This is a genomic window from Bacillus sp. FSL P4-0290 (assembly GCF_037975435.1).
Taxonomy (GTDB): Bacteria; Bacillota; Bacilli; order Bacillales; family Bacillaceae; genus Bacillus; species Bacillus subtilis.
On sequence record NZ_CP150253.1, the window covers coordinates 3,796,790 to 3,812,275 of the forward strand.

A 15,486-nucleotide genomic window follows, 5' to 3' on the forward strand; every position below is an offset into this window, starting at 1 on the left:
CAATGATTCCTTCTCTGTAAAGCGGCGTCAGCATCTGAAGATCCGCTGTATCAGGTCGGTGAAATACAAAGGCCGCGGCAAACAGGCATAAAGCTGTTTGCCGCCCCTTTCATTATTTGTTCCAGTCTGCCAGGAATTGTTCGATTCCTTTGTCTGTTAATGGGTGCTTCGTGAGCGCATGAATGACTTTCAGCGGCATTGTGCCGATATGAGCCCCTCTAAGAGCAGCTTCTGTCACGTGCTGCGGATGGCGGATTGACGCTGCAATGATTTGCGTGTCAAGGCCGTGAATGTCAAAAATCTGTTTAACTTCTGAAATCAAGTCAAGCCCGTTGTGGCCGATGTCATCTAAACGTCCCAGGAATGGAGATACATATGTTGCCCCCGCTCTGGCAGCAAGAAGCGCCTGGTTGGCATTGAAGATCAATGTAACGTTTGTTTTGATGCCTAAGTCAGTAAGTGCTCTTACCGCTTTTAAACCGTCAGACGTCATCGGGATTTTCACCGTAATGTTCGGTGCGATTTTCGCCAGTTCTTTTCCTTCCTCGATCATTTCCTCAGCTTTCAAAGAAATAACCTCTGCGCTTACAGACCCTTTCACGACGTCTGTGATCTCGCGAAGACGGTCGTGGAATGATACATTAGCTTCCTTTGCTACTAAACTAGGATTCGTCGTTACACCGGCGAGAATTCCTAATTCATTCGCTTCTCTAATTTCATCGATATTGGCTGTATCAACAAAGAATAACATTTTCAAAAAGCCTCCCTGATTAAGAAATTTTCTGAACTGTGAATATGATTGCGCTTTCTAAAGATAGACGGAAAACCGCCTGTCAAGCTGTCAGGCGGCTATAAAAAGTTCCAATTGAATTAAGCTTGGTTTGAAGAACCAAATTCACGCATTTTACCGATAACTGTTTCTTTGATCGCTTCACGAGCTGGTCCAAGGTATTTACGTGGATCGTACTCGTCAGGCTTAGCTGCCAATGTTTCGCGAACAGCTTTTGCAGAAGAAATTTGGTTTTCAGTATTCACGTTGATTTTAGCTGTACCAAGTGAAATTGATTTTTTGATGTCAGCAGTCGGAATTCCAGTACCGCCGTGAAGAACTAGCGGAAGACCAGTTGATTTTCCGATCTCTTCCATTTCTTTGAAACCAAGGTTTGGCTCACCTTTGTAAGGGCCGTGAACAGAACCTAATGCAGGTGCAAGGCAGTCGATGCCAGTGCGCTCAACAAGCTCTTGGCACTCTTTAGGATCAGCGTAGATTACGCCTTCAGCGATAACGTCATCTTCTTGTCCGCCTACTGTTCCAAGCTCAGCTTCTACAGATACTCCGTGGAAATGAGCAAGCTCAACAACTTTAGCAGTTGTTGCTACGTTTTCTTCAAATGGATGGTGAGAAGCGTCGATCATTACAGATGTGAAACCTGCATGAATCGCTTTCGCACAAGATTCAAAGCTTGAACCATGGTCTAAGTGAATCGCAACAGGAACTGTCACTTTGTACTCTTCCATAAGTGCTTTTACCATAGCAACGACTGTTTTGAAGCCGCCCATGTAGCGTCCCGCACCTTCGGAAACACCAAGGATCACTGGAGATTTTTCTTCTTCAGCTGCTTGTAAAATCGCTTGAGTAAACTCAAGGTTGTTTAAGTTAAATTGTCCTACAGCGTACCCTTTTTCTTTAGCTGTATTCAACATTTCCGTCATAGAAACTAAAGGCATGTCGAATGTCCTCCTTATGTAGCCTGATTGTCTTCTAGCGAAAAAAGCTTTCCACCCTAGCATGACCCATATATTGCTGTCATATGTAAATACTCAGATCGCTTTTTCTCCATAACTAGGATACCAACTTTTCGACAAATCGGCAACATAATGACATGATTCATTTGTTTCTTCTTTTTGTCAGTTAGACTTCAGGGGCAGATATTTTTTGACGGCGTCTCTGATTTCGTCGATGTCAAACGGCTTGGCAAAGTGCGTCAGAGCGCCCAATTCCTTCGATTCCTGGATCATGTCGAGCTCTCCGTATGCCGTCATGATAATGACCCGGATGTTTTCGTCAATGACCTTCATCCGTTTTAAGATTTCGATTCCGTCCATGCCGGGAATTTTCATGTCCAAAAGCACAAGGTCGGGCCGTTCTTTTGTCACAATGTCAAGCGCCTGCAGGCCGTTCGCAGCCTGAAACGTCTGGTAGCCTTCTTTATTGAACACTTCATTTAGCAAAATACGAATGCCGTATTGATCATCAACGATTAAAATTTTTTCATTCATCATTTTACACCCCAATATTATGATTTTCGTCAAAAGTAAGCAGTATTGTATGTATTCTGTTTGATTTTCCTATTTCCTTTAATTATAATAGTCTACTTTACGACATTTTCTGAGCATTTTCTCTTTTGTTGTATACTGATATTGTACGTTATAAAGGAGGATTCACTTATGTTGAAAATATTCACGACGCAGTTAACAGGTATTTTTTCCCGCATTCAGGATAAGGAATCTGACGCGATTGAAGATGGGGCGCGGCTGCTTGCTCAAGCGGTGATCAGCGGGCATTCCATTTATTTATATGGAGCGAATGAGCTTCAGGGCATCTTTTATGAGGCCACCGAAAGCAAAGAACCCTTCCCATCTGTCAAAGCCTTTCCAGAAAGCGCTGAGGAAGTGACAGAAAGCGACAGGGTGCTGATGTTTTGTTCAGGGACGGGCACAGCCGAAGAACAGGCGCTCGCAAAAGAGCTTTATGAAAAAGGTGCGGGAGTCGTATGCGTATCGCCCGCAGCCAAAGACAGTGCGGGAATAGAACAGTATTGTGATGTGCATATTGATTCTAAATTAAAAATGCCGCTTGTTCCCGATGAAGACGGCACCCGTTACGGATTTCCCTCTTTAATGACAGCACTGTATGTCTATCACGCTTTATCGTTTACACTAAAAGAAATTCTGCAAGAGTATGCATAATATCTTATTGTACATGCTGGAACTTGCCGGAAACAAATAAAAAAGACTTGCCCGCTTTTGACAAACGGCAAGTCTTTTTTATTACTTCTGATTTGCAGCTTCGACAGACGCTCCGATAAAGCCTTTGAATAGAGGCTGAGGTCTTGTCGGTCTTGACTTGAACTCTGGGTGGAACTGAGAAGCTACGAACCAAGGGTGGTCTTTCAGCTCGATGATTTCAACAAGGCGTCCATCAGGGCTTGTGCCTGAGAATACGAAGCCTTGCTCTTCCATTTGCTGTCTGAATTCATTGTTAAACTCATAGCGGTGGCGGTGGCGCTCGTACACCACTTCATCCTGATACACTTCAAAGGCTTTCGTGCCTTCTTCAAGCTTACAAGGGTAAAGGCCGAGACGAAGCGTTCCCCCAAGATCCTCCACATCCTTTTGTTCAGGAAGAAGATCAATGATCGGGTATTGAGTTGACGGATCAATTTCCGCTGAGTGAGCGCCTTTTAAGCCCAATACGTTTCGTGCGTATTCAATAGACGCCACCTGCATGCCCAAGCAAATGCCCAAGAACGGAATGTTATTTTCGCGCGCGTATTTTGTCGCGACGATTTTGCCTTCAACACCGCGGTCTCCGAATCCGCCCGGCACAATAATGCCGTCTGTTCCGCTTGTGAGTTCTGCGATATTGTTTTCTGTCACTTCTTCCGCGTTGATCCATTTCACTTTTACATCTGTGTCAAACGCATAGCCCGCATGGCGGAGAGACTCGACAACAGAAATGTATGCGTCAGGAAGCTCAACGTATTTGCCGACAAGGCCGATTGTAATCGATTGAGACAGGTTGCTGACTTTGTTAACAAGCTCTTTCCACTCGGACATTTCCGCTTCTTTGCATGCCAATTTCATGTGCTCGCAAACAAGCTTATCAAGCCCTTGTTTTTGAAGCTCCAGCGGAATGGAGTAAAGGTTGTCCGCATCTTCACATTCAATAACCGCTTTTGTATCGATGTCGCAGAATAGCGCGATTTTATCTTTCATATCTTGAGAAATCGGCATTTCTGTACGAACGACGATGATGTTTGGCTGAATGCCCAAGCTGCGCAATTCTTTTACGCTGTGCTGTGTCGGTTTTGTTTTTAATTCCCCAGCAGCTTTAATGTAAGGTACAAGCGTACAGTGGATGTACATTACGTTTTCACGGCCGATGTCGCTCTTCATTTGGCGGATCGCTTCAAGGAATGGCAGTGATTCGATGTCTCCGACAGTACCGCCGATTTCTGTAATGACAACATCTGCGTTTGTCTCTTTCCCCGCGCGGTAAACACGGTCTTTCAATTCGTTTGTGATGTGCGGGATGACCTGTACGGTTCCTCCAAGGTAATCTCCGCGGCGTTCTTTTTTAAGAACTGTTGAATAGATTTTACCTGTTGTCACGTTGCTGAATTTATTCAGGTTAATGTCGATAAAACGCTCATAGTGACCAAGGTCCAAGTCTGTTTCAGCGCCGTCATCCGTTACGAATACTTCACCGTGCTGGTACGGGCTCATTGTTCCCGGGTCAACGTTGATGTATGGATCGAATTTTTGAATCGTCACGTTCAGTCCGCGGTTTTTCAGCAAACGCCCTAATGAAGCTGCTACAATACCCTTTCCAAGTGAGGATACAACTCCCCCGGTTACAAAAATATATTTCGTCATTTCGTTTGCTCCTCTCTTCGCTCTTAGCTACATTTTTAAAATGTACTATTTTATAAAAAATCATTTAGCCTTTTAAATGATTTATAAGAAAAATGAGGGGTGAAAATAAGAAAGCTCCCTTTCAATTTCTTGAAAGGGAGCATAACGTACTATGTTCTCTCTTCGTTTTTGAAGAGCCCAAAATACATACTACCTAGTTCGACTATGAAAGTCAAGATCGTTTTGAAGATGAAATCTGATACTATTTAATTTCCTCTTCTTCATCATCATAGTCTTCATCACCTTCATCAATAATATCTTCTTCGATCTCAAGATCGTCGTCGTCTTCGTCAAGATCTTCATCGTCAAAATCGTCGGCTTCAAGATCGAGTTCTTCCTCAACTTCATCCAAATCAAGGTCGTCTTCGTCGATCTCTTCAAACTCGTCAAGATCAAGATCTTCTTCGACTGCTTTCTTCGCTTTTTTCTTTTTCGCCTTGACTGTCGGCTGAGTTTCTTCATCAAGCTGATCATACGGATACCAGCTGCGAAGCCCCCACGTCTGGTCAGATAGCGCCAGGAAGCGGCCGTCAATGTTTAAATCTGTATAAAATTGAGCGATGCGGTCTCCAAGCTCTTCTTTTTTCACGCCGAGCAAAGATGCGATTTCATTTAAAAGCTCCTGAAAAGGAACTGGTTTTTTATGTTCTTCAAATAATTCGTGAGCGATTTCAACTAAAGCCATTTCCTTTAGCTCTTCCTGTGAATATTGTTTGATACCCAAGGTCGGACACTCCCTTTCTATTACTTATATGTATCTGTTTTATCAATAATGAAAGCGATTTTGTATCGTTCTTATACAAACCATACCTCTCATTATAAACAAAATAAAACAGAATATGCTACCCTTAACAGCGTTAATTTAAATAATTTTACAAGAGTGATCCGACTGAGAGATGTTTTCCGTTAATCCGCGAGCATTCTGGAGATGACCAGTCTTTGAATTTCTTGAGTGCCTTCATAGATTTGCGTGATTTTTGCATCACGCATATAGCGTTCTACCGGATAATCTTTTGTATAGCCGTAGCCGCCGAAAATCTGCACGGCTTCGGTCGTTACCTTCATCGCCGTATCCCCAGCCATCAGTTTGGACATGGCGGAAGCTTTTCCATATGGAAGGCCCGATGATTCTAACCACGCAGCCTGATAGGTCAATAGCCTTGAAGCTTCTATCATTGTCGCCATATCCGCGAGTTTAAAAGCGATGCCCTGCTGCTCGCCGATCGATTTTCCGAATTGCTTTCGCTCTTTTGCATATTGAAGCGCCGCATCAAGCGCTCCTTGGGCGATGCCTACGGCTTGTGCAGCTATGCCGTTTCTGCCTCCGTCAAGCGTCTTCATCGCGATTTTGAAGCCTTCTCCTTCTTCTCCGAGACGCTTTGATGCGGGCACTACACAATCTTCGAACATGATTTCCGTTGTCGGTGAAGAACGGATGCCCAGCTTCTTTTCTTTCTTGCCTGTAAAAAATCCTTCAAAATCCTTTTCTACTATAAAAGCGGTAATGCCTCTTTTCTTTTTCTCGGGATCGGTGACAGCAAAAACAATGTAAATATCAGCAACGCCGCCGTTTGTGATAAACACTTTGGAACCATTCAACACATAGTCATCGCCGATTCGTTCAGCTGTTGTTTTCATGCTGCCGGCGTCAGAGCCAGACCGTGCTTCGGTCAAAGCGAATGCGCCGATTTTCTCTCCGAGGGCCAGCTGTGTTAAGTACTCTGTCTTCTGTTCCTCCGTCCCAAAGGCAAACAGCGGCCAGCTGCAAAGAGAGATATGGGCGGAAAGCGTCACTCCGGTGGAGGCGCACACTTTTGACAGCTCTTCCACCGCGATGACGTAGGCTAAATAGTCACTTCCAATTCCGCCGTAATCTTCAGGCCATGGAATTCCCGTCAGGCCCAGATTTGCCATTTCCCGAAACAGCTCGCGATCGAAGCGTTCTTGTTCGTCCCGTTCAGCCGCTGTCGGGGCCACCTCATGCTTCGCAAAATCGCGCACCAATTTTCGTATCATCTCATGTTCTTCTGATAATGAAAAATTCATTGCTTCTCCCCCATTTTCAGATCAGCGCCTAAAACGGATTGAGCCAGAAGCTCGACGACGTCGTACGTTTTGACTTGGTCTTCGGCTTCCTTCGCCTTTGTGCCGTCCCCAAGCATGGTGAGACAATACGGACAGCCAGAACTGATCACCGATGGGTTGACTGCGAGCGCTTGCTCTGTCCTGGCGACGTTAATCCTGTTGCCTGTTTCTTCCTCCATCCACATTAATCCCCCGCCGGCTCCGCAGCACATGCCGGTTTCCCGGTTTCTCTCCATTTCAACAAGCTGCACGCCCGGAATGGCTTTCAAAATCTCTCTCGGCGGATCATAGACTTCATTGTACCGGCCCAAATAGCACGAATCATGGAAGGTAATCGTCTCATGAAGCGGGTGCTGCGGCTTTAATTTTCCGTTTTTCACAAGCTCGGCCAGCACTTCTGTATGATGATAAACCTCGCCTTCAAATCCGAAATCCGGATATTCATTTTTAAATAAATTGTATGCATGGGGATCGATCGTAACGATTTTTTTGACATCATTTTTTTCAAATTCAGAAATATTCTTCTCAGCCAGCTCTTGGAACAAAAATTCATTTCCGAGGCGGCGCGGCGTGTCTCCTGAATTTTTTTCTTTATTGCCGAGGATCGCGAAGGACACGCCCGCGTGATTGAGCAGCTTGGCAAAGGAAATTGCGATTTTCTGGCTTCTGTTGTCGTAAGACCCCATGGAGCCTACCCAGAAAAGGTACTCAAATTCTTTTCCTTCTTTTTTCATTTCTTTTACAGTCGGAATCTCAGCATCCGGCGCCTCGTTACGCCAATTTTCACGTTCCTTGCGGTTGAGTCCCCACGGATTCCCCTGCCGCTCAATACTTGTCATTGCGCGCTGGGCGTCACTGTCCATTTTTCCTTCTGTCAGTACGAGGTAGCGGCGGAGATCGATGATTTTATCCACGTGCTCATTCATGACCGGGCATTGATCCTCACAGTTCCGGCAAGTGGTGCATGCCCAAATTTCTTCCTCTGTGATGACGTCGCCGATCAAGCTTGGATTGTAATCAAGCGCCGCTGCGGCTTCCTGCGATCCGCTGCCCGCTGACGCCGCAGCCAGCTGATTGCCTCTCGTATGCCGAAACGCTGCTGCGGGCACCCATGGGGAGCGAGAGGTGACGGCAGCGCCTTTTTCCGTGAGATGGTCTCTGAGACGCAAAATCAAGTCCATCGGAGACAGCATTTTTCCGGTGCCTGTTGCAGGACACATATTGGTACAGCGGCCGCACTCGACACACGCGTATAGATCAAGCAGCTGAGACTGTCTGAAATCCTCAATTTTTCCCGCTCCGTAGCTTTCTTTCGTTTCGTCGGTAAAATCAATTTTTTCAAGTTTTCCGGCAGATTCCATTCGATTGAAAAAGACGTTTGCCGGGCCGGCGATTAAATGGGCATGCTTCGACTGAGGCACGTACACTAAAAAGCTAAGCAAAAATAGGAGATGGATCCACCATGCGATATACAAAATCACCGCCGCGCCTGTTTTCCCGACACCGCTAAGCATAAACGCAATACCTGAGGCAATTGGCTCGCTCCAAGAAAGCCCATGCTCATGCCAAATCAGATTCATCCCGTTCCCAAGCAGAACGGTCAGCATTAATCCTCCGATAAAAATGAGAACGAGTCCGGCTTTGAAACCGCGTTTCAGCCTCACGAGCTTTTCGATATAACGTCTGTAGAATGCCCATCCAACAGCAATTAAAATGAGAAACGTAACAATTTCCTGAAAAAAGGTGAAGGCGGGATAGACCGGGCCAAGCGGCAGATTCCGGCCGGGAGCCAGTCCTTTGATGATAAAGTCAATTGCTCCGAACTGAACCAATATAAATCCGTAGAAAAACATGACGTGAATGATTCCGCTTTTCTTGTCCTTGAGCAGTTTTTTCTGTCCGAATACATTCACCCATATGGCGTGAAGCCGTTCCTTGAACCGTTGATCAAATTGTTCTTTCTGGCCGAGCTTGATGTAGGCCAGTCTCGTTTTGACCAAGTACACAAACAAATAGACAGCGTAAGCGGTTACAATCAGAAATAATAATGCATTTGCGATGAGAAAGCCGCTCATTCCAATTCCCCCTTTTTACTGATAAAGACCGCGATCCCCTACCCCCGAATCTGTATAAGATTATCTTTATGATAAATAATGAATGAGTGTTCAGTCAATAATTAAATTCCTGCTGTTCGGGCACACTACCTTTACTACGGAAAGGAGTGCCGGTATGAAGGTATTTATCGTGATTATGATCATTGTCGTTATTTTCTTTGCCTTGATTCTGCTTGATATCTTCATGGGCCGTGCCGGATACAGAAAAAAGGCGTACGAGCCTGTTTTTTCAAAAAAGAAGAGTGACATCGAATTGATCCACTGCGGCGCTGATCTCGTTGAGCGGATGATGAATGATATTCGCCAGGCCGCCTCTTCTGTTCACATGATGTTTTTTATTATGAAAAATGATGAGGTCAGCCACAATATGTATACCTTGCTGAAAACAAAAGCCCAAGCTGGCGTCTCCGTTTATTTACTTCTGGATTGGGCGGGCTGCCGGGCAATTAAAAAAACGGCGCTGCAGACGATGAAAAATGCCGGCGTCCATGTCCATGTGATGAATCGTCCCCGTTTTCCTTTTTTCTTTTTTCACATGCAAAAACGGAATCACCGGAAGATTACGGTGATAGACGGAAAAATCGGTTATATCGGCGGGTTTAATATCGCCGAAGAATATCTTGGAAAGAAGGCGAAGTTCGGCAATTGGGAGGATTATCATCTGCGCATGATCGGAGAAGGCGTACATGATCTTCAAACGCTTTTTGCTTCTGATCTAAAACGAAATACCGGAATCGAACTGGGTTCGGATGTTTGGCCAAAGCTTCAGCAAGGGACTATTTCTCACAAGATATATGCGACCGACGGTTATTCCCTTGAAAACATATACTTGGCCAACATTGCCCAAGCGAAGAATCGCCTTACGGTTTGCACGCCTTATTACATTCCATCAAAACCGCTTCAAGAGGCCCTTATTAACGCAAGAAAAAACGGCGTATCCGTGAGAATCATTGTACCGATGAAATCAGACCATCCGCTGGTACGAGAAGCAGCTTTTACGTATTATTCGGAGCTCTTGGATGCCGGCTGCCTTATTTATCGTTATTATCAAGGGTTTTATCATGTAAAAGCCCTCATCATAGACGACCATCTCAGCATTATCGGAACAGCCAACTTCGATAAACGAAGCCTGTTCTTAAATGAAGAGGTGAATGTTGAAATTGATGACGAAGCGTTTACAAGTGAAGTCTATGCCACGATTGAGGAGGATATGAAAAAGTCGGAGCTGCTGACGATGGAGGATTTCAGCAAGCGCACATTCAGGCAGCGCCCGGCGGAATGGCTCGGCAGGGCATTATCTTATTTCTTATAAAGGAGAGTTCCTATGATTTTCAGATTCGGGTTCGTTTCAAATGCGATGAGCCTTTGGGATGCGTCTCCCGCTAAAACATTGACATTCGCGCGTTATTCAAAGCTTTCAAAGACTGAAAGAAAAGAAGCGCTTCTGACTGTGACAAAAGCCAATTTGCGCAATACGATGAGAACCCTTCACTATATCATCGGCCACGGCATTCCTTTGTACCGTTTTTCCAGTTCGATTGTGCCGCTGGCTACGCATCCCGACGTGATGTGGGATTTTGTAACACCGTTTCAAAAAGAGTTTCGGGAGATTGGAGAGCTTGTTAAAACCCATCAACTGCGAACAAGCTTTCATCCAAATCAATTCACTCTGTTTACGAGCCCGAAGGAATCCGTCACAAAAAATGCGGTAACCGATATGGCGTATCACTACCGCATGCTTGAGGCCATGGGCATTGCTGATCGCTCCGTTATCAACATTCATATTGGCGGCGCTTACGGAAATAAAGACACCGCCACTGCACAATTTCATCAAAATATAAAACAGCTGCCGCAGGAGATCAAAGAGCGGATGACACTTGAAAATGATGATAAAACATATACAACGGAAGAAACGCTTCAGGTCTGTGAGCAGGAGGATGTTCCGTTTGTCTTTGACTTTCATCATTTTTACGCCAATCCAGACGATCACGCCGACCTGAATGTAGCACTGCCCCGCATGATCAAAACGTGGGAGCGGATCGGCCTTCAGCCAAAGGTTCACTTGTCTTCCCCAAAATCGGAGCAAGCGATACGCAGCCACGCCGATTATGTTGACGCCAACTTTTTGCTGCCGCTGTTGGAACGCTTTAGGCAATGGGGAACTAATATTGATTTCATGATTGAAGCAAAGCAGAAAGACAAGGCGCTTCTCCGCTTGATGGATGAATTAAGCTCCATCCGCGGTGTCAAACGCATCGGGGGCGGTGCGCTGCAATGGAAGTCATAAATGTGCAAAAATAGGTTTACGACTTGTCAGCTTTGGGAATTTAGGCTATATAAGACAACAATCGATGGAGGAGAAAGATCATGAAAAATATCAAGTCTCTGAAAGTAGCCGCACAGGCCTTTACTTTAAGAAATTTGATTCATCTTTATAAAATGTGCCATTCCGGAAGCCACGAGGTTTATATTTATTCAAAGAAAACGATGTGCAAAATCAAAAGCTTAATTGAGCTTGAAACATTCCGCATGGCTCATAATGAAAAGGAATATCTGATCGTAGTTGAAGGAACAAAAGCATCACAGCTCATTGAAAAATTCCAAAATCTCATCGAGCCTGCTGAGAGAGAAGCGCTCTAACTTACATACAAAAAGGGATAGACATCTGTCTATCCTTTTTCTTATGCTCTTACATAATGGAGCTGAACCGCTTGTCCAAATTGTTTTGTCCCTTTTAACCGCAGTTTTGTTTCATTTGTTAGTTCGTGAAACAGCGGGATGCCGCTTCCTAAAACGACGGGAATAACAGTGATGATGAATTCGTCGATGGCATCTTCTTTCATAAAGTCATTCACAAGCTCTGCCCCGCCAGCTATCCAGATGTTTGAGCCTTTTTCCTGTTTCAAACGGGCAGTGAAGGCTCTGGCTCCCTCATTGATAAACGTCACATGTTCATCTTGATAACTGTCGGGCGATCCTGTAAAAACATAGCAGGTTTTATCCTGATACGGGAAAACCGGTGTTAGCACTTTAACGTGCTCATATGTGCTCCGCCCTAAAATGACTGTATCAACCTGCTGATAAAAATCACTGTAGCCGTTGTCACCTTCACCTTCAAATTCATCCAGCCAATCGATGCTTCCATCTTCTTTTGCGATCATCCCGTCCAATGAAACAGCAATGTACAGCACAGTTTTTCTTTCCATGTTCTCCTCCTATCGATGCACCATTTGCCCGAATTGCGCTTGATGCAGCCTGCTGTATAGGCCTCCGGCTTCGATCAGGTCTTGATGACGGCCTTGTTCTTCAATACCGTTGTTTGTGACGACTACAATTCTGTCCGCGTCTTTGATTGTTGCCAGCCTGTGGGCGATGACAAGCGTCGTGCGCCCCTCAGACAACTCTTGAAGCGCCTTTTGGATCGCCGCTTCCGTCTCTGTATCAAGGGCTGAGGTGGCTTCGTCGAGAATCAAGATCGACGGATTTTTCAAGAACATCCTTGCAATTGACAGACGCTGTTTTTGCCCGCCGGAAAGCTTCACGCCGCGTTCGCCAATCATAGTATCCAACCCATCGGGCATGTTATGGACGAGCTCTTCCAGATGCGCCTGCTTCACAGCTTGCCAAATGTCTTCTTCTGATGCGCCTAGTCGGCCGTAGGCGATATTTTCTCTAAGCGTGCCCGAGAATAAGAAAACGTCCTGCTGCACGACGCCAATCTGCCCGCGCAACGAAGAAAGCGTCATGTCTTTTATACTGATGCCGTCAATCGTAATGTCGCCCTCCGATGCTTCATAAAAACGCGGAAGCAGACTGCAAAGCGTTGATTTCCCCGCACCTGACGGACCGACGAACGCCACCGTTTCCCCGGCTTGAATGGATAGGTTGATGTCATTGAGGACATTGTGATGGTCATCATAGCCAAACGAAACATGTTTATAGCGGATATTACCCTTCAGGCCGGAAACATCTCTCGCATCAGGTGAATCCTGAATGTCCGGCTCTGTCTCCATGAGCTCCATATAGCTTTTGAAACCCGCGATCCCCCTCGGATACATTTCGATAATGGCATTAATTTTGTCAATAGGCCTGAACAGCACATTCGTCAGGAGCACAAACGCCACAAATTCCCCGTACGATAAGGAGCCGCGAATGACAAACCACGTCCCGCACAAAAGAACAAACAGCGTGACAAACCGAGTCAGCATATAGCTGATTGACCCGTTTTTCGCCATGATTTTGTAGGAAGAAAGCTTTGTGGAACGGAAACGCTGGTTGTTGACGGCGAAGCGTTCTTTTTCAAATGCTTCATTTCCGAACGCCTGCACAAGCCGGATGCCGCCGATGTTATTTTCTACACGCGCGCTGAAGTCTCCGATATCCTTGTTCAGCGTGGTAAATGCTTTGGTCATTTTTTTGTTGAAATAAAGCGCTAGCCAAATGACGATCGGCATAATGATAAACGTTAATAAAGCAAGCTGCCAGTTAATAAACAGCATCACTCCGAACGCCCCGAGAATGGTCATGACCGCAATGAATAAGTCTTCCGGACCGTGATGGGCGACTTCACCGATATACATTAAATCGTTCGTGAGCTTCGACATCAGCGTTCCCGTCTTGTTGTTGTCGTAAAATTTGAACGAGAGCTTTTGCAAATGGTCAAAAAGCGACTTTCTCATATCAGTCTCAATATTGATACCAAGCATGTGTCCCCAGTAGGTCACGATATACTGAAGAGCCGAGCTGAGCGCGTACACCGCAAATAACCCGATTGAGGTCGCGATGATCAGCCCCCAGTCCCTGCCCGGCAGCAAGGTATCAATAAAATAATTGACGATCAAAGGAAAACTCAGCTCCATTAAACCTCCCGCGATCGCTGAGAAAAAGTCGAGAAAGAACAACGTTTTATATGGTTTATAATATGAAAAAAATTGCCGCAGCACCCTATCTTCCCCCAATGTATAAATAACTGATAATATTTCTCAATTATACTATACACGGGCTGTTTTGAAAGATCAGATTTCTTTTTTCTTACAGAACACCTGAAAACAGGCGGGCAAATGACTCTTTTGTCCGGTCAGCCACGCCTCTTTTATAAAAGCCGACAGGGCTGAGCTTTTCACTTTCCTGCATATCTTCTTCAAAATGGGCCTCAAGGGTTCGGATCGCTTCGGCATCCGTGAAGAACACATTCACTTCAAAGTTGAGCTGAAAGCTGCGCATGTCCATATTCGCGGTACCGACGGAGGCGAGATCGCCATCAATGATCATGACTTTTTGATGCATGAAGCCTTTTTGGTAGGAGTACACTTCAATGCCCTCAAGGAGCAGCTCCGGGAAATAGGACCTCGACGCGTATTGGGTCAAAAAGCTGTCGTTCTTCTCCGGCACCATAACCCTTACCTCTACCCCCTTTGTCGCCGCTGCTTTTAGCGCCGTGCGAATGGATTCATTGGGGACAAAATAGGGCGTGGCGATCCATATTGATTTCTGCGCTGAAGAAATCATTTCATAATAAAGGTCGCTCATGCTTTCCTTCATGTCAGGGCCTGTCGCGACAATTTGATAAATGCCTCCTCCTTCCACGGGAACCGGGGTATTGTACTCCTCTTGATCAATTAACACTTCATTGGAGACGTATTCCCAATCCAGCATAAAGATAGCGTGGAGCGTTTGCACAATTTCCCCCTCAAGCCGCAGGTGTGTATCTCTCCAAAATCCGATGTACGGATCTCTGCTGATATATTCCTTCCCAACATTTAATCCGCCCACAAAACCGGTTTTCCCATCGATGATCACGATTTTCCGGTGATTTCTGAAATTCAGCTTCTGGTTGAAAAACCCGTATTTCAGCGGAGAAAACGGGACGATGTCCACCCCCGCTTGTTTCATTCTCATAATATCTCTTCTTGCCAGCTTCATGCTTCCTGCCGCATCGTATAAAAACCTCACCTCGACACCTTGGCGCGCTTTCTCCATCATAATATCCATCATGCCGTGTCCGAGCATGTCTGATTTAAACATGTAGTATTCAATATGTATGTAAGATTCCGCTTTTCTCATTGCTTTGAAAATGTCCGGGAAGGTTTCTTCGCCGTTTTTCAGCACTTTGATGTTGCTTTTCGTATTGATATTCATATGGGCAGCCCTGATGGAATATGTAAAGAACCTCTCTTGATTGTCCTTCAGCCCTGTCACTTCGGGCGTTTCCTCCTTGTCAAACAGCTTCCTGAGCTTTTCCCTGTTGTACATTCGTTTTGTCTTAAACAGCTTTCCCTTTACATAAAGCTGTCCCGAAAACAGATAAAACACGTAGCCGACGATTGGAAAAAAGACAAGAATATGGATCCATAGCAGCGTGTGCTGCGAGGTGCGGTTTTCAAGAATTAATGAATAGATGCTGAACAAAATAATGCTTATATAGCAAAGCAATCCTCCGTAAAACTCAAGCCTGGAAACCGGAAAAAACCAAATGACATATGCCCCGATGAGCATCATATATAAAAAGAAAAATTCCAGTCTCCTTTTCAGCATCCTGATTCTCTCCAATCTGATTCAATTACCTCTGTATTACCTCTTTTTTCTAATC

General features: G+C 45.3%; 14 protein-coding genes. 4 read left to right on the forward strand and 10 right to left on the reverse strand.

Annotated features, from left to right (window positions below; translation table 11 throughout):
- Window positions 1–112 precede the first annotated feature (112 nt).
- The 3 genes from fsa to spo0F all read right to left on the reverse strand — a co-directional run bounded on the left by fsa (window position 113) and on the right by spo0F (window position 2,283).
- Complete coding sequence (fsa, locus tag MKY10_RS19915; RefSeq protein ID WP_003227626.1) at window positions 113–751, reverse strand: fructose-6-phosphate aldolase; 639 nt, start codon at window positions 749–751, stop codon at window positions 113–115.
- Window positions 752–870: 119 nt separating this feature from the next.
- The gene (locus MKY10_RS19920) at window positions 871–1,728 is read right to left on the reverse strand and encodes a class II fructose-bisphosphate aldolase (RefSeq protein WP_003243339.1); all 858 of its coding nucleotides are present in this window, start codon (window positions 1,726–1,728) and stop codon (window positions 871–873) included.
- A 180-nt stretch (window positions 1,729–1,908) separates the two neighbouring features.
- The gene (gene spo0F, locus MKY10_RS19925; protein WP_003227621.1) at window positions 1,909–2,283 is read right to left on the reverse strand and encodes a sporulation initiation phosphotransferase Spo0F; all 375 of its coding nucleotides are present in this window, start codon (window positions 2,281–2,283) and stop codon (window positions 1,909–1,911) included.
- A gap of 165 nt (window positions 2,284–2,448) precedes the next feature.
- Here spo0F and MKY10_RS19930 point away from each other — a divergent pair, with 165 nt between their 5' ends.
- Entirely contained in the window at window positions 2,449–2,970 is a 522-nt protein-coding gene (locus tag MKY10_RS19930; RefSeq protein WP_015251005.1) for a DUF2529 domain-containing protein, read from the forward strand.
- A gap of 81 nt (window positions 2,971–3,051) precedes the next feature.
- Here MKY10_RS19930 and pyrG read toward each other — a convergent pair whose 3' ends face one another.
- From pyrG to MKY10_RS19950, 4 genes are all read right to left on the reverse strand, one after another.
- On the reverse strand, window positions 3,052–4,659 hold the full coding sequence (gene pyrG, locus MKY10_RS19935; RefSeq protein WP_015251004.1) for a CTP synthase (glutamine hydrolyzing): 1,608 nt from the start codon (window positions 4,657–4,659) through the stop codon (window positions 3,052–3,054).
- A gap of 241 nt (window positions 4,660–4,900) precedes the next feature.
- Entirely contained in the window at window positions 4,901–5,422 is a 522-nt protein-coding gene (gene rpoE / locus MKY10_RS19940) for a DNA-directed RNA polymerase subunit delta (protein WP_015251003.1), read from the reverse strand.
- 182 nt (window positions 5,423–5,604) lie between these two features.
- Entirely contained in the window at window positions 5,605–6,744 is a 1,140-nt protein-coding gene (acdA, locus tag MKY10_RS19945; protein ID WP_015251002.1) for an acyl-CoA dehydrogenase AcdA, read from the reverse strand.
- Window positions 6,741–8,858 carry a heterodisulfide reductase-related iron-sulfur binding cluster gene (locus tag MKY10_RS19950; RefSeq protein ID WP_048654791.1) on the reverse strand — a complete coding sequence of 706 codons (2,118 nt, stop codon included), beginning with the start codon at window positions 8,856–8,858 and terminating at the stop codon, window positions 6,741–6,743. The genes acdA and MKY10_RS19950 overlap by 4 nt, the downstream gene beginning before the upstream one ends.
- Before the next feature lie 154 nt (window positions 8,859–9,012).
- Between MKY10_RS19950 and cls (MKY10_RS19955) the strand changes: the two genes are divergently transcribed.
- The 3 genes from cls (MKY10_RS19955) to MKY10_RS19965 all read left to right on the forward strand — a co-directional run bounded on the left by cls (MKY10_RS19955) (window position 9,013) and on the right by MKY10_RS19965 (window position 11,537).
- Window positions 9,013–10,209: a cardiolipin synthase gene (gene cls, locus MKY10_RS19955; protein ID WP_003227602.1), complete on the forward strand. Its 1,197-nt coding sequence runs from the start codon at window positions 9,013–9,015 to the stop codon at window positions 10,207–10,209.
- Window positions 10,210–10,221: 12 nt separating this feature from the next.
- Complete coding sequence (uvsE, locus tag MKY10_RS19960) at window positions 10,222–11,184, forward strand: UV DNA damage repair endonuclease UvsE (RefSeq protein WP_003227599.1); 963 nt, start codon at window positions 10,222–10,224, stop codon at window positions 11,182–11,184.
- An 80-nt stretch (window positions 11,185–11,264) separates the two neighbouring features.
- The gene (locus MKY10_RS19965; RefSeq protein ID WP_003227597.1) at window positions 11,265–11,537 is read left to right on the forward strand and encodes a hypothetical protein; all 273 of its coding nucleotides are present in this window, start codon (window positions 11,265–11,267) and stop codon (window positions 11,535–11,537) included.
- Window positions 11,538–11,578: 41 nt separating this feature from the next.
- Here the strand turns inward: MKY10_RS19965 and MKY10_RS19970 are convergent, their stop codons facing one another.
- From MKY10_RS19970 to cls (MKY10_RS19980), 3 genes are all read right to left on the reverse strand, one after another.
- Complete coding sequence (locus MKY10_RS19970; protein WP_015251001.1) at window positions 11,579–12,103, reverse strand: dihydrofolate reductase; 525 nt, start codon at window positions 12,101–12,103, stop codon at window positions 11,579–11,581.
- Window positions 12,104–12,112: 9 nt separating this feature from the next.
- Window positions 12,113–13,840, reverse strand: coding sequence for an ABC transporter ATP-binding protein (locus MKY10_RS19975; RefSeq protein ID WP_044052434.1), 1,728 nt, complete (start codon window positions 13,838–13,840; stop codon window positions 12,113–12,115).
- 88 nt (window positions 13,841–13,928) lie between these two features.
- Window positions 13,929–15,431 carry a cardiolipin synthase gene (gene cls / locus MKY10_RS19980; RefSeq protein WP_041351299.1) on the reverse strand — a complete coding sequence of 501 codons (1,503 nt, stop codon included), beginning with the start codon at window positions 15,429–15,431 and terminating at the stop codon, window positions 13,929–13,931.
- Between the last annotated feature and the right edge of the window lie 55 nt (window positions 15,432–15,486).